General features: G+C 73.3%; 13 protein-coding genes. 4 read left to right on the top strand and 9 right to left on the bottom strand.

Annotated elements, in window-relative coordinates:
* Positions 1-62: 62 nt before the first annotated feature.
* The 8 genes from ACOWU6_RS05445 to ACOWU6_RS05410 form a co-directional block, all read right to left on the bottom strand.
* Positions 63-1,112 (bottom strand): ABC transporter substrate-binding protein, encoded by a 1,050-nt coding sequence (locus tag ACOWU6_RS05445; RefSeq protein WP_421074994.1) that lies wholly within the window; start codon positions 1,110-1,112, stop codon positions 63-65.
* A 116-nt stretch (positions 1,113-1,228) separates the two neighbouring features.
* Positions 1,229-2,521: an allantoate amidohydrolase gene (locus ACOWU6_RS05440; protein ID WP_421074993.1), complete on the bottom strand. Its 1,293-nt coding sequence runs from the start codon at positions 2,519-2,521 to the stop codon at positions 1,229-1,231.
* A complete protein-coding gene (locus ACOWU6_RS05435; RefSeq protein ID WP_421074992.1) occupies positions 2,518-3,762 on the bottom strand; it encodes a pyridoxal-phosphate-dependent aminotransferase family protein in 1,245 nt (414 codons plus the stop codon). Before ACOWU6_RS05435 ends, ACOWU6_RS05440 begins: the two co-directional genes overlap by 4 nt.
* A gap of 46 nt (positions 3,763-3,808) precedes the next feature.
* Entirely contained in the window at positions 3,809-5,386 is a 1,578-nt protein-coding gene (locus tag ACOWU6_RS05430) for an AtzH-like domain-containing protein (RefSeq protein WP_421074991.1), read from the bottom strand.
* Positions 5,379-6,536 (bottom strand): acetamidase/formamidase family protein, encoded by a 1,158-nt coding sequence (locus tag ACOWU6_RS05425; protein WP_324012923.1) that lies wholly within the window; start codon positions 6,534-6,536, stop codon positions 5,379-5,381. The genes ACOWU6_RS05430 and ACOWU6_RS05425 overlap by 8 nt, the downstream gene beginning before the upstream one ends.
* Positions 6,533-7,885 (bottom strand): allantoinase AllB, encoded by a 1,353-nt coding sequence (allB, locus tag ACOWU6_RS05420; protein WP_421074990.1) that lies wholly within the window; start codon positions 7,883-7,885, stop codon positions 6,533-6,535. Before allB ends, ACOWU6_RS05425 begins: the two co-directional genes overlap by 4 nt.
* Entirely contained in the window at positions 7,882-8,634 is a 753-nt protein-coding gene (locus ACOWU6_RS05415; protein WP_421074989.1) for an aspartate/glutamate racemase family protein, read from the bottom strand. The genes allB and ACOWU6_RS05415 overlap by 4 nt, the downstream gene beginning before the upstream one ends.
* Positions 8,634-10,307, bottom strand: a complete 1,674-nt coding sequence (locus ACOWU6_RS05410) for an NCS1 family nucleobase:cation symporter-1 (protein ID WP_421074988.1) — start codon at positions 10,305-10,307, stop codon at positions 8,634-8,636. Before ACOWU6_RS05410 ends, ACOWU6_RS05415 begins: the two co-directional genes overlap by 1 nt.
* Before the next feature lie 176 nt (positions 10,308-10,483).
* Between ACOWU6_RS05410 and ACOWU6_RS05405 the strand changes: the two genes are divergently transcribed.
* The 4 genes from ACOWU6_RS05405 to pucL are packed head-to-tail and all read left to right on the top strand — an operon-like array spanning position 10,484 to position 12,946.
* Positions 10,484-11,107, top strand: a complete 624-nt coding sequence (locus ACOWU6_RS05405; protein WP_421074987.1) for a helix-turn-helix domain-containing protein — start codon at positions 10,484-10,486, stop codon at positions 11,105-11,107.
* Between the two features lie 52 nt (positions 11,108-11,159).
* Positions 11,160-11,714 (top strand): 2-oxo-4-hydroxy-4-carboxy-5-ureidoimidazoline decarboxylase, encoded by a 555-nt coding sequence (uraD, locus tag ACOWU6_RS05400; RefSeq protein WP_421074986.1) that lies wholly within the window; start codon positions 11,160-11,162, stop codon positions 11,712-11,714.
* Positions 11,714-12,025 (top strand): hydroxyisourate hydrolase, encoded by a 312-nt coding sequence (gene uraH, locus ACOWU6_RS05395; RefSeq protein WP_421074985.1) that lies wholly within the window; start codon positions 11,714-11,716, stop codon positions 12,023-12,025. Before uraD ends, uraH begins: the two co-directional genes overlap by 1 nt.
* Positions 12,026-12,028: 3 nt before the next feature.
* Positions 12,029-12,946: a factor-independent urate hydroxylase gene (pucL, locus tag ACOWU6_RS05390; RefSeq protein WP_421074984.1), complete on the top strand. Its 918-nt coding sequence runs from the start codon at positions 12,029-12,031 to the stop codon at positions 12,944-12,946.
* Positions 12,947-13,202: 256 nt separating this feature from the next.
* Here pucL and ACOWU6_RS05385 read toward each other — a convergent pair whose 3' ends face one another.
* Positions 13,203-14,711: a nucleobase:cation symporter-2 family protein gene (locus ACOWU6_RS05385; protein WP_421074983.1), complete on the bottom strand. Its 1,509-nt coding sequence runs from the start codon at positions 14,709-14,711 to the stop codon at positions 13,203-13,205.
* Positions 14,712-14,785: the final 74 nt, after the last annotated feature.

The raw sequence follows: 14,785 nt of genomic DNA, 5'->3' as shown, positions 1-14,785 counted from the left end.
CTCCTTGGGTTGTCGGGATGCCGGGAACGGGCCGGCCGGGTCGGCCGGCCCGGGGGCTGCGCTCAGCCGGCGTACGCCACGAGGTCGGGGTTCTCCTCGTAGACCTCGGCGAGGAGGCTCATGTCGAACAGCTCCTCGGCGGTGACGTCGATGCCCGCCCCCGCAAGGCTCGCGATCGTGCGCTCCTGGAGCTCCTCGCTGATCGTGAACAGGCCGCTCTCCTCGGTGTCCGCCGAGACGACCAGCGCGTTCTGCGCCTCGGAGCCCGCGAGCGTCTTCTCCGGGTCGAGGTCGAGATCGGTGCCGTACTCCTCCATCGCGAGGTCGGCGCCGCGCTGCGGGTCGGCGAGCGCGTCGGTCCAGCCGCGGATCTCGGCGACCAGGAACGCCTTGAGCATCTCGCGCTCGGTCTCGATCGTCTCGTCCGTGACGGTGACCGTCTCCGCCACGAACGGCAGGCCGTTGTCGGCGAAGGCGAGGTTGACCGTGTCGAGCCCCGCGAGGTCGAGCGTGATGGCCTCGTTCGTGAGGTAGGCGATGAACCCGTCGACCTCCCCGTTCACGAGGGGCGCGGGGTCGTACTGGACCGGCACGACCTCGACGTCGGCGGGGTCGATGCCATTGGCCGCGAGGAGCGCCTGGAAGAGCGACGTGTTCGAGTCCTGCACGCCGATCCGCTTCCCGACGAGGTCGGCCGGCGTGGCGATGTTCCCGCCGTCGGCGAGGGAGAGCACCGTGAACGGGTTGGCCTGGAAGGTCGCGCCGATGATCTTGAGCGGGGCGCCCTCGTTCGCGATGACCGTGCCGACCGCGGCGGAGTCGCTCAGCGCGATGTCGACGCTTCCGCTCAGCAGCTCGGCGGTGCCAGTCGAGGGGCCGGGCACGAGGTTCACGGCGTCGAAGCCGGCGTCCTCGTAGTAGCCCTCGCTGTCGGCGATGTACTCGCCCGCGAACTCCTCGTTGAGGATCCAGCTGAGCTGCAGCGAGATCTCGCCGAAGCTCTCGTCGTCGCCGCCGGCGGGCTCGCCCGCGCATCCGGCGAGCACGAGCGATGACAGGGCGACGACCGCGGCGGATGCGCCGAGCCGGGCACGAAGGGATGAAGCGGGCATGCGGGTCTCCATCTGCAGGTGGTGGTGCTCTCGGGTGAGTACTCGGCGACAGTACGGGCCTCAGATTTCGCCGACGTGCGCGCCTGTTGCGCCGGTGTTACGCGGCAGGACGCCGGTCAGCTCGGCTCGGCGCCGCGGTGGGCGACGGCCTCCGCGAGCGCGCGGATGCCGAGCGCGACGTCGCCGCCGAGGACGGACTCGGCCGGATGGTGGCTGATGCCGTCCGCATTGCGCAGGAAGAGCATCCCGACATCCGTCAGCGCGCCCAGCGTCATCCCGTCGTGCCCGGCCGGGCTGAACAGCGACGCCGGCTCGGCACTCGCGACGCTCGCGCGGATGCCCTCGCGCACGACGTCCTGCAGAAGCGGTGCGCAGAAGAGCGCGGGAGCGCTGTGCACCTCGCGCGCGTGCCAGCGGAGCCGCCGCCTGCCCATGATCTCGTCGAGCTCGCGGGAGATCCGCTCCCACACACGGTCGCGCGCACCGTCGAACTCGCCGCGCAGGTCGATGCTCATCCGCGTCTCGCCGGGGATGACGTTCACCGCTCCCGGTAACGCCTCGAGCTGCCCGACGGTGCCGATGATGTGGTGCTCCGATGAGCAGATGCGCTCGACCGCGAGAGCCGCCTCGCTGGCTCCGAGGAGGGCGTCGCGCCGCATGTCGTAGGGCGTGCCGCCCGCGTGACGGGCCTCGCCCTCGACGACCACCTGGAACCGCCGCGCCGAGGCGATCGACGACACCACGGCGAGCGGCTCGTCGCGCCGATCGAGCTCGGGCCCCTGCTCGATGTGCGCCTCGAGGTAGCCGACGAGCTGCCCGGGGGCGCGAGCGGCGTCGCGGATGGCGGCCGCGTCCAGTCCGAAGGCGCGGTGCGCGTCGCGGAGCGTGATCCCGTCGGCGTCCTCCAGATCCCACCAGGCGTCGTCCCAGGTGCCCGCGACGGCCGACGACCCGAGCAGCGCGCGTCCGAAGCGCGTGCCCTCCTCGTCGGCGAACGCCGCCACCTCGATCCCGAACGGGAACGGCGACCGCCACCCGCCGTCCGCCGACGCGACCCGGAGGATGCGCACGACCTCGATCGCCATGAGCACGCCGACGATGCCGTCGAAGCGCCCCGCGTCGATCACGGTGTCGAGATGCGAGCCGAGCATGAGCACGGGCGCGTCGGGATCGGCCGCGGGGAGGAGCCCGAGCTGATTGCCCGCGGCGTCCTGCCGGGTGGTCATCCCGACCTCGCGCATCCACGCGTCGGCGAACGCGTTCACCCGCGCGTGCTCGGGCGAGAGGTACACGCGCGTGATGGCTCCGCGGTCGGCGCTGATCCGCGCGAGCTCGTCGCAGCGCGCCATGACGCGGCGGGCGGCCGCGGCGATCTGCTCGGTCGAGAGCGCGAGTCGCGAGGCGATCATGCGAGCACCTCCTCGCGCACCGCGGCGCGGAAGACGTCGCCGGCCGCCTCGACCCCGCCGCCCGCAGCGACGACGACGCCGAAGCGGCGCAGGACCGCCTCGAGCGCCGCGAGCGTGACGAGAACCGCGTCCTTGCGCGCGTTGTAGCCCATCGTGCCGATCCGCCAGACCCGGCCGTGCAGCGGCCCGAACGACGTGCCGATCTCGACGCCGAAGTCGTCGAGCAGCGCCTCGCGCACGGCGTCCGCCGGCACGCCATCCGGGACCTCGACCGCGACGACGTTGTTCATCCGGTGCGCGACATCGCCGAAGACGCCCAGCCCGAGACCGCGGACCCCTGCGAGCATCGCGGCACCCGCCAGCCGGTGCCGCTCGATCACCGCCTCGCGCCCCTCCTCGAGGAGGACGGCCGCGCACTCCCGCGCCGCGTAGAGCATCGAGGTCGCCTCGGTGTGGTGGTTGAGGCGTCGCGGCCCCCAGTAGTCGAGGATCATGCCGAGGTCGAAGTAGTTCGTGCGGACGAAGTCGGCGGCGCTCGCGTCGGCGTCCTCGCGGATGCCCGCCTCGACGCGCGAGCGCGAGCGGATGACCGACACGGCGCGCTCCGAGAGCGTGAGCGGCGCCGAGCCGCTGGGCCCGCCGAGGCACTTCTGGAGCCCCGCGGTGGCGGCGTCGACCCCCCAGGCGTCGGCGAGGAACGCGTTCCCGCCGAGCGAGGCCGTCGCGTCGGTGTAGAAGAGCGCGCCGTGCCGCTCGCAGATCGCGCCGATCTCGTCGAGCGGCTGGTTCATCGTCGTGGAGGTGTCCCCCTGAACGAGCGCGAGAACCGCGGGCTTCACGCGCGCGACGGCCTCCTCGATGAGCGAGGTCGGCACCACCTGGCCCCACGGGACCTCGACGACGTGCACCTCGGCGAGCGCGCGCTCCGCGATCTCCGCGAGCAGATGCCCGAACCGCCCGAAGACCGGCACGAGCACCCGGTCGCCCGGGCGGATGAGCGACATGAGCGCCGCCTCGATGCCGGCGCGCGCGGTGCCGTCGACGAGAAGCGTCGCGTCGTTCCGCGTCGCCCACACGCGACGGTAGAGCTCCTGCGTCTCGCGCATCGTCGCGGTCATGAACGGGTCGTACTGCCCGACGAGCTGCGCCGACATCGCGCGCAGGACGCGCGGATACGCCGAGATGGGGCCGGGGCCCATGAGGAGGCGGGCGGGCGGGTCGAGCGGGGCGGTGATCGTCATGATGTGCTGCTTCCGAGTGGGGCGGTCGGGAGGGGACGGCGCGGGCTCACGACACGGCGTCGGCGAGCGCCCGCGCCAGGCGGACGAGGGAGAGGTCGGAGCCGGCCCGCCCGATGAGCCCCACCCCGACGGGAGCAGGACCGAGGGCGGACGGGACGGTCAGGAGCGGAGCCGAGATCGAGGGCGCTCCCGCCACCGCGGCGGGAGCCGTGAGCCGGAGGGTGGCGGTGCGGATGGCGTCGATCTCGTCGGGCTCGGCAGTGCGGGACGGCGCGGGGCCGGGGACGACGGGGAGGATCAGCACCGCGTCTCCGACGAGCGCGCGCACGCGCGCGGCGAACGGGCGCAGCTGCTCGCGCGCCGCCTGCTCGGCGAACGGGGTCACCTCCGCCGCGGCGGCGAAGCGGGCGGCGACGGCTCCGCCGAGCGCCCCGGGATGCGCGTCCAGCCACGCCCCGTGCACTCGCCAGGCCTCGGCGGCCTGGACCGTGCGGAACCGCTCGTGGCAGGCCGCGAGGTCGCCGATCGAGACGCGCTCGATCGGCGCGGTGCGGCCGAGCGCCGCGAGCAGCTCCTCGAACGCCTCGCGCACGGCGGGCTCGGCGAGCTCGAGCGCCTCGACGGGGACGCGGAAGCGCCACGGCAGCGGCGCCTCGGCGTCGCCGTCGAGGCACCACGAGGCCACCCGCTCGAGCGTCTCGCCGTCGCGCGTGAGCCATCCGACCGTGTCGAACGCGGGCGCGAGCGGCAGCACGCCGCGTCGCGGGACCCGGCCGTGCGTGGTCCGCAGGCCCCACAGCCCCTGATAGGACGCCGGCACGCGGATGGAGCCCGCGGTGTCGGTCGCGAGGCCGATGTCGGCCTGGCCCAGCGCGACGGCCGACGCGGGCCCGCTCGACGACCCGCCGGGGAGAGCCCCGGGGAGGGCCCCGTTCGGCGGGGTGCCGTAGTGCGCGTTGTCGCCCGCGATCGAGTAGGCGAACTCGTCGGTCCGCGCGATCCCGCGCAGCGCGGCGCCCCCGCCGAGCAGGGTCGACACGGCGGGCGCGGTCGTCGTGGCGGGCCGCGCCTCGTCGAGGTAGGCGGGATTGCCCGCGCCGACCCTGCTCCCGGCGATCGCGAAGAGGTCCTTGACCGCGAACGAGAGGCCCGAGAGGGGGCCGTCGGCGGCCGCCGGAGCGAGCGGCTCGCCGACCTCGCGCCAGATCGCGCGGTCGAACGCCCGCGGCCGCGCGGAGACGTGCGCCGCGACGATGCGCCATCCTGCCGCCCTGCGGCGCCAGACCTGGGTCTGCAGCCCTCGCCCGCCCGCGTCGAAGCGCGAGACCGCGACGAGAAGCGCCGTTCCGTCGGCGAGCGGACGGTGCTCGATCCGCTCGATGGCGCGCGGCGCGACCCCGCCCCGCTGCGCGCGGAACGCGCTGATCGCGTCGTGCCCCACGAGGAGGCCGCCCTCGTCTCCGCGCAGCGTGTCGGGGGCGTCGTCGAACCACGCATCGAGCGCATCGAGGTCGTTCGCGACCACGGCCCGCTCGTACGCGTGGAACGCGTCGAGCAGCTCGGCCGGAACCGTCTCGTCGCCCGGGATCCGCGGCGGCGCCTGCACGGCCGTCGCGTCACGCATCGGCGGCCTCGATCGCGGCGAAGTCGGCCTCGCGGATGCGCGCGTGCACGCCGCACACGACGTCGACGACCTGCGAGATGTCGAAGTCGACCGCCGCCGACAGGTAGGCGTAGGCGAGATGCTCGTCCATTCCCCATCGCGCCTGCAGGAGCGCGATCGCCTCCGTCGTGCACGCCCGCATCGCCGCGTCGAGATCCGGGTCGAGGCCCGTCGGGACGAGGTGGTCGGCCGTGCGCACGAGCGGGCCGGCGATGCGCCCGAAGGCGCGCTCGGCCGCGGCGGCGGGCACGACGTCGAAGCGGAGGGTCGCCCGCAGCGAGGCCTCGAGCGCCGTGAGCGCGACCTCGCCGTCGCCCTGCGCGAAGTGGGGGTCGCCCACGTACGCGAGCGCGCCCTCGACCTGCACGGGGAGGTAGAGCGACGAGCCCGCCGTCAGGAGGTTGATGTCGATGTTGCCGCCGTGCGCACCGGGCGGGACCGAATGCGCGCGCTCCGGCCCGGCCGGCGCGACGCCCATCGTGCCGAGGAACGGCGCGAGCGGGAAGACGACGTCGCGCGCTCCGCCCTCGGTCGCGGGGAGCGCTCCGACGAGGCGGCCTGCGCGCTCCTCGACCGGGGCGAAGACGCTGACCGTCCGGCCGCTGCGCGGCAGCACGCCGGGCAGCGCCCCCTTGCCGTGTCGATTCGAGATGACGCCGTACGGAACCCGCGGCTCGAGCGCGACGACGGTGATCCGGAGGAGGTCGCCCGGCTGCGCGCCCTCCACGCGGATGGGACCGGTGACGACGTGCGGGCCGTCGGCGACGGGGTCGCGAGGCACCGATGCGGCGATCGCGACCGCGTCGTCGAGGACGGCGCCCGCGGGGACGCCGTGCTGCGCGAAGAACGCGACCGGGTCCTGGCCCTGGTCGGGCAGCAGCCCCTCGTGGCTGACCGTGTCGACGATGATCGTCTCGCCCGACGCGATCGTGAGGACAGGCTCGTCCTCGCCGCTCGGGAGCCGCCCCCACCGCACGGTCTCGGGCGACGACGTCAGGTACGTCGCGCCGTCGGGCAGGCCGCGACCGGGCTGCAGGATCGGGATGTCGGCGAAGCGCGCCGGCGCTGCGGCCGCTCCGAACCGGTTCCGCTCGGCGGTGTCGATGGTCATGCGCTGGCCTCCGTCAGGGTCGCGGTCGTCGTGGGGGCGAGCACCTCGTGCCCGCGTCGTGCGCGCAGTCCGGTGCCGTGCGCGTGGATGAGCTCGCCGTGCAGGTAGGTCTCCCGGACGATCCCGCGCAGACGCGCGCCCTCCCACGGCGACATGGGGTTCCGGTAGGCGAGCGATGCGGCATCGAGCACGTACTCGGCCTCGGGGTCGAACACGACGAGGTGGGCCGGCGCCCCCGGGGCGATGCGGCCGCGGTAGCCGAGGCGCACGAGGTCCGCTGGCCCGGTCGTGAACGCCGGCAGGATGGCCTCGAGCGGCAGGCCCCGGCGGCGCGCCTCGGTCCACACGGCCGACAGCCCGGTCTGCACACCCGCGATCCCGCCCCACGCGAGCCCGAGGTCGGCGACGCCCTTGAGATCGAAGGTCGCGGGCGAGTGATCGCTCACGATCGCCGCGATCGTGCCGTCGAGGACGCCCGCCCACAGGGCGTCCTGGTTCGCGCCGTCTCGGATGGGCGGGCAGCACTTGAAGCGGCCCTGGCCGTCCGGCAGCTCCTCGGCGCGCAGGGTCAGGTAGTGCGGGCACGTCTCCACGGTGATGCGGACGCCGTCGGCGCGGGCCGCGCGCACGAGGTCGAGCGCCTCCGCGGCCGAGACGTGCACGATGTGCACGCGGGCCCCGGTCCGCCGGGCCGCCTCGATCACGAGGCGGACCGCCTCGACCTCCGCGCGAGGAGGGCGGGATGCCACGAAATCGGTGAACACGGGGCCCGCGGCGTCGGACAGGTGCTCCTCGAGCTCGGCGTGCGCGATGAGCAGGCCGTCGCGCGCGGCGAGCTCGGCGAGCGCCGTCTCCAGCTGAGCGGCGTCGAGGTGCCCGAACTCGTCGATCCCGCTCGGGGCGAGGAAGCACTTCACCCCGACGACCCCCGCATCGAGCAGAGCGCCGAGGGCGCCGAGGTTCTCGGGCACGGCGCCGCCCCAGAACGCGACGTCGACCGCGAGCTTGCCGGCCGCGGCCCGGCGCTTCGCGGCCAGCGCGGCGGGCGTCGTCGTGACGGGCACCGAGTTGAGCGGCATCTCGACGAGCGTCGTCACGCCGCCCGCGGCGGCCGCCGCCGTGCCGGTGGCGAAGCCCTCCCACGCGGTGCGCCCCGGCTCGTTGAGGTGCACGTGGCTGTCGACGAGGCCAGGGAGCAGCACCTCCGCGTCGGCGAGCACGACCTCGGCGTCGGGGTCGAACGGCTCCATGCCGGCCACGCGGCCGTCGGCGATGCGCACGGTGGCGGCCGTGAAGGCGTCGCCCACGAGCACGCGCCGCGCGGCGATGGCGGAGCCCGGGCCGCTCATGCGGTCATGCTCCCCGCGACAGCCGCGTCGCGCGCCAGGGGCTCGCGGTGCGGCGGCGTCGCGTACTCGTCGCGCTTGCTCGTGCCCACGCCCATCCGCGCCATCGCCGAGACGAGCCCGACCGCCGCGGCGACGCCGTCGACGACCGGGACGCCCACGCGCTCGGACAGGTGCGCGCAGAGGTCGGCCATGCCGGCGCAGCCGAGCACGACGGCGTCGGCGCGGTCCTCCCACGCGACGCGCTCGCACCACGCGGCGATGCGCTCGACGGCCGCGGGGTCGGCCTCCTCCAGGTCGAGGACGGGGATGCCCGTGCCGTAGGCGGCGACGCACGCGCGCTCGAACCCGTAGCGGAGCACGAGGTCCTGGGCGCGGCCGAGCGTGCGCGAGAGCGTCGTGACGATCCCGAAGGTCCGCCCGGTGAGGGCGGCGACGTGCATCGCGGCCTCCGCGATCCCGACGACGGGTGCGTCGACGAGCTCGCGCGCGGCGTCGAGGCCGGGGTCCCCGAAGCACGCGACGATGTAGCCGTCGCTGCCGCCCGCCGCCTGGTCGCGCCGGATGGCGTCGACGACCGCGGCCGCCGCGTGCACCTCGTCGAGGTGGCTCTCGATCGCGGCCGGGCCGTCGCCCTCCGCGGGGCACACGGCGACGACCTCGACGTCGGGGGCGGCGGCCTCCCGGGCCGCGGCGGCGATCTTGGCCGTCATGGCCCGGGAGGTGTTGGGGTTGATGAGGGTGATGCGCATCAGCGGACCTGGGCGTCCTCTTCTTCGTCGGAGGCCGCGAGCGCGGCCTCGGCCTGCGCGACCGCCAGCGAGGCGGTCGCGGTGTCGGGGTACTCCTCGAGCACGTCCTCTGCCGTGCCGTCGGAGACGCCGGCGGTCTCGCCGTCGAACACGGGGACGGTCGGTCGGGCGCGCTCGAGCAGCGTGAAGATGGCGAAGCCGAGTCCGCACCCGATGAACCACGTGAAGTCGCCGATCGCGCCCCACGCGGGGTCGATCGCTCCCGCGAACACGAGGGACTTGGGCACGATCGCGAGGAGGATGGTCGGCACGCCCGCGCCCGCGACCGCCCACAGCGCGTTCGGGTTGTAGCCGCGGCGATACCAGTAAGCGCCCTGCTCGGACATCGTGTACATGTCGTCGACGCGGATCCGCTGACGCGCCACCACGTAGTACCCCGCGATGAGGATGCCGAACAGCGGGCCGATGAGGGCCGACAGGATGCCGAGCGTGTAGTGGATGGCCTGGTCGTTCGCGTACCAGTTCCAGGGCGTGAGGAGCACCGACCCGACCGCCGCGATCATCCCGCCCATCCGCCACGAGATGCGGTGGGGCGCGACGTTCGAGAAGTCGAACGCCGGCGAGATGAAGTTCGCGACGATGTTGATGCCGACCGTGGCGGTGACGAAGGTCAGCCCGCCGAGCAGGATGGCGAACCAGTGGTCGATGCGCTCGACCGTGTGGATGGGGTCGGTGATGAGCTCGCCGAAGACCGGCACGGTCGCCGACGCCGTCACCACCGTGAGGATCGAGAAGAAGAGGAAGTTGACGGGCAGGCCCCAGAGGTTGCCGCGCTTCACGGCGCGGAAGCTGCGGCCGTAGCGCGCGAAGTCGCCGAAGTTCAGCATCGGCCCCGAGAAGTACGACACGACGATCGCGATGGCGGAGAGCATGACGGGGATCGAGGCCCACAGGTCGAGGGGCTCGCCGCTCGAGAGGTCGAGGCTGATGTTCTCCCAGCCCGCCTGGCTCACGAGATACACCGCGAGGACGATCATCACGACGTACACGGCGGGGCCCGCGAAGTCGATGAAGCGGCGGATGGCCTCCATGCCGTTCCAGAAGACGGCGGCCTGCGCGACCCAGAGGATCGCGTACGAGATCCATCCGAGCGCGTCGAGGCCGAGGAAGCTCGGCTCGAGGAGCGCGGCCGACGCCGGGACGAACTTGAGGAAGACGATGGTGAGGGACTCGGCGGCGAGGTACGTCTGCACCCCGTACCAGGCGATCGCGATGACGCCGCGGACGATGGCCGGGATGTTCGCGCCCTTGACCCCGAAGAGGAAGCGGTTGACGACGGGGTAGGGCACGCCCGTGCGCTGGCTCGGCTTCGCGACGAGGTTCGTGAAGAACTGGACGATGAGGATGCCGACGACGAGAGCGACGAGGACCTGCCAGCTCGCGATGCCGAGCGCGAACAGGGAGCCGGCGGTGACGTAGCCGCCGACGGAGTGCACGTCGCTCATCCAGAACGCGAAGATGTTGTAGCTCGTCCAGCGCTGGCGGCGCAGCGGGGCGAGGTCCTCGTTGGCGAGGCGGGGGTCGTAGCCGGGGCGCATGTTGCCGGAGCCGACGGGGTGGCCCGCGGCCTCCACGACGTCCTGCGGCCGGGTGGGGGAGCTGCTCTGCGACACGATGGTGCCTTTCGAGAGGAGGATGCGGTGTCGGTGGTGCTCCGGCCGATGGAGGCTTGCCGGACGAGAGGCGTGGTGTGAAGTTATCCCTTCACGTTTCCCGCGCCGTGTCCCTCATGTTTCGGCGGCGTAAATCCCGACGGCGGCTCGCTTGCGGCGCGGGCTAGCATGTCGGCGTGACCCTCTCGGCCCCCGGACCCGCTGCCGGCGTCGGGGACGCACCCGACCCGCGCACCCTCGTGGGGCGCCGGCTCCGCGAGGCCCGGACGCTCACCGGGCTCTCGGTCTCCGCCCTCGCCCGGCGCCTCGGGATCTCCACGAGCGCGGTCTCGCAGATCGAGCGCGGCGTCATGCAGCCGAGCGTCTCGCGCCTCATCGCGATCACCGACGCCCTCGGCGTCCCGCTCGCCACGGTGCTCTCCGGGTCGGTCGCCACGGGGCCCGACGACGGGTCGTACGCTCTCGAGCGCGCGGCGGACGCCGCGTACCTCGAGCTCGGCGGAGGGGTCGTCTTCCGCCGCCTCGCTCCCGGCGACAGCCCCGGCATCGACTACTTCGAGTCGATCTACCCGCCCGGCAGCACGGCGTCGTCGAAGGATCAGCTCTTCCGCCACGAGGGGTACGAGGTCGGCGAGGTGCTCTCCGGAGAGCTCACGATCGACTTCTCGGACGAGGTCGTCGTACTGCGCGCGGGCGACACCATCCGGTATCCCTGCGACAAGCCGCATCGGCTGCACAACACGGGCGATGAACCCGCCGTCGCCCGCTGGCTCATCGTCCATCCGCCCTCAGCCGAGTGAGCGAACCGCCCCGCGTTACCGCGCCGAAATACGCCGCCCCTAGCGTGGCGGCATGCTCCTGGAGGACTTCGACCGCGCACCCGCTCCCGACGCCGCGGCGGCCGCGCGGGTGTGGGCGGATGTCCCGAGCTGGGTCGACGCGCTCGTCGCGTCCCGACCGCACGGGTCGCTCGACGCGCTGCTCGCGAGGGCGGCCGAGGAGGCCGCGACCTGGGGTGAGCGCGAGCTCGACGCGGCGCTCGCGCACCATCCGCGGATCGGCGATCGTCCGACGGGAGACAGCGCGGAGGCGGCCGCCTCCCGGCGCGAGCAGGCGGCGATGGCCGACACCGACGCCGAGGTCGCCGCGCGCATGACTGAGGGCAACGCGGCCTACGAGGCGCGCTTCGGCCGGGTGTTCCTCATCCGCGCCGCGGGCCGCTCCCCCGTCGAGATGCTCGGCGAGCTCGACCGCCGGCTCGCGAACGACGACGCCGCCGAGGTCCGCGAGGCGTGCGGGCAGCTCCTCGAGATCGCCCTCGCCCGCATCCGCGCGGACTTCGCCGCGCCATCCGCCGCGCCATCCGAGACCGCGCCATCCGCCGCCGCGCCATCCGAGGAGATCTGATGACCGAGCTGACGACGCATGTGCTGGATGCCGCGAGCGGACGCCCCGCGGCCGGCATGGCCGTCGCCGTGCGCACGGCGGGCGCCGTCGTCGCGACGGCCGAGACCGACGCCGACGGGCGCGCGGCACTGGGAGAGCTCGGCGCGGGCGAGCACACGCTGGTCTTCGACACCGGCGCGTGGTTCGCGGCGCGCGGCGTCGAGGCGTTCTATCCGTCCGTCGCCGTCGCCTTCCGGGTCGACGGCGAGCCGCACGCGCACGTGCCGCTCCTCCTGAGCCCGTTCGCGTACTCCACCTATCGAGGGAGCTGATCCATGAGCGACGTGTCCGTGCACCTGGGACCGCACAAGTACGGCAAGGCCGAGAACCGCCTCGTGCGGATCACGCGGGACACCGCCCGGCACGAGATCGAGGACCTCACGGTCACCTCGCAGCTGCGCGGCGAGGCGTTCGCGGACTCGTTCCTGACCGGCGACAACGCGAAGGTCATCGCCACCGACACGCAGAAGAACACGGTGTTCGCATTCGCGAAGACGCACGGCGTGGGCTCGCCCGAGCGCTTCCTCTCCCTCCTCGCCGAGCACTTCACGACCGAGTTCGACTGGGTCGAGGGAGGGCTGTGGCAGGCCGAGCAGCACGTGTGGGAGCGCATCGTCGTCGACGGCTCCGGCCACGATCACGCGTTCGTGCGCACGGGGCGCGGCACGCGGCTCGCCGCCGTCCAGGTCGCGGATGGCGGCACCCACGTCCTCGGCGGCGTGAAGGACCTCGTCGTCCTGAAGTCGACGGGATCGGAGTTCCGCGGGTTCCCGAGGACGCCGTTCACGACCCTCCCCGAGACCGACGACCGCATCATGGCGACGTCGGTCACGGCGCGCTGGCGCTTCCTGCCCGAGGCGGTCGCGGAGGGCGTGGACTACAACGGCGTGTACGAGGAGGTCACGGCCGTGCTCCTCGAGCGGTTCGCCGTCGTGCACTCGCTCGCCCTGCAGCAGACCCTCTTCGCGATGGGGCGCGCGGCGATCGAGGCGCGACCCGAGATCGCGGAGATCCGCTTCGCGATGCCGAACCGGCACCACTTCCTCTACGACCTCGCGCGCTTCGACCTCGAGAACGAGGGCGAGGTGTTCATCGCCGACGACCGCCCCTACGGGCTCATCGAGGGGACGGTCGTGCGCGACGGCGTCGACGACGCGCCCGCGGCCTGGGCCGACGTCCCGACGTTCATCTGACGTCGCGCCGCTCCTCGGTCTGCCCCTCGGTCTGCCCCTCCCTCCGGTCCGTCGTCCCCTCTTCTCCCCCGCCTCTCCCGCCCAGGTCGCACTCCGCGTCCCCAAAAGCCGCCTTACGGACGCGAACTGCGACCCCGACAAGACCCTCCCCACCCAGGTCGCACTCCGCGTCCCCAAAAGCCCCCTTACGGACGCGAAGTGCGACCTGGACAAGACCCTCCCCGCCCTGCCCGCCCCGCCCGCCGAGGGCGGCCGTTCAGCGGCCGGGGTCGCCCTCGGGCGCCGCGACGTGCGCCTCGACGGGGTTGCCGTCCTTGTCGACGGCCGGCAGCTCGTGACCGCTCTCGTCGCGGAACCGCACAGGGGTGAGACCCGCCCCCACGGCCTCGGAGGAGACGAGGGCGATCGCGGCGGTCGAGCGCACGCCGTCGTAGGACCCCACGACCGGGTCGGCGCCGTACTTCTCCTTCGCCGACCGCGAGTTCAGCAGGAGGTTGAGCAGGATGGCCGCGATCGCGCCCGCAGAGATGCCCGAGTCGAAGATGAGCGTGAACGCGTCGGGGAAGCGCGCGTAGATCTCCGGCGCGACCGTCGGCAGCAGGGCGATGCCGACCGAGACCGCGACGACGAGCACGTTGCGGTTGTCGAAGCGGACCTTCGCGAGCGTCCGGATGCCGCTGGCCGCGACCATCCCGAACAGCGCGATCCCCGCGCCGCCGAGCACGGCCCGCGGGACGCCCTCGACGATCGCCGAGACCGGCGGCAGCAGGCCGAGGACGACGAGGATCCCGCCCGCCATCGTCGCGACCCAGCGCGAGCGCACGCCCGTGAGCGAGACGAGCCCCACGTTCTGGGCGAACGCCGTATAGGGGAAGGTGTTGAAGACACCGCCGATGACGGTGCCGAGCCCATCGGCGCGCAGCCCGTCGGCGAGCTGACGACGGCCCACGGGGCGCTCCACGATCTCGCCGACGGCGATCATGTCGCCCGTCGTCTCGGTCATGATGACGAGGCCCACGACGAGCATCGAGACGACCGAGGCGATCTCGAAGGTCGGCAGTCCGAAGTGGAACGGCGTGACGATGCCGAACCACGCGGTGTCGGCCACGCCCGACCAGTCGACCATCCCGGGGACGGCGAGTGCGGCGAGGGTGCCGACGACGAGCCCCAGGAGCACGGAGATGCGGGCGAGCGCCCGCGGAGCGAACCGCTCGACGAGGACGATGAAGAGCAGGGTCCCAGCCGCGAAGGCGAGGTTCAGCGGGTCGGCAGCGCCGTCCTCCGCGCCGTCGATCACCCATCCGGCCGCGACGTCCATGAGGGACAGGCCGATGATGAGGATGACGGTGCCGGTGACGAGCGGCGGGAAGAAGCGCAGGAGCTGCGAGAAGAACGGCGCGACGAGGATCATGAAGAGGCCGCAGGCGATGGTCGCGCCGTAGATCGCCGTGATGCCGTGCTGCGCTCCGATCGCGATCATGGGGCCGACTGCGGCGAAGGTGACGCCCTGCATGAGCGGCAGGCGCACGCCGAACCGCCAGAACCCGATCGACTGGACGATCGTCGCGATGCCGGCGACGAAGAGGTCGGCGCTGATCAGGTACGCGAGGTCGGCGCCGCCGAGGCCGATGGCGCCGCCGACGATGAGCGGGACGGCGACGGCGCCCGCGTACATCGCGAGCACGTGCTGGAGGCCGAGAGGGAACAGCCGCGCGAGCGGCGGGATCGAGTCGACGGTGTTCGCGTCGCGGGAGGAGGTCGTCATGCCGCGACGCTAATGACGCGGTGTTGCCCCGGCGTTTCGTGAAGGAGTCACTTCATGACGAGCGCCTCACGCGC

It is taken from the genome of Microbacterium sp. SA156 (assembly GCF_049065455.1).
Classification (GTDB): Bacteria; Actinomycetota; Actinomycetes; order Actinomycetales; family Microbacteriaceae; genus Microbacterium; species Microbacterium barkeri.
This window is presented reverse-complemented; position numbering and strand designations above follow the sequence as displayed.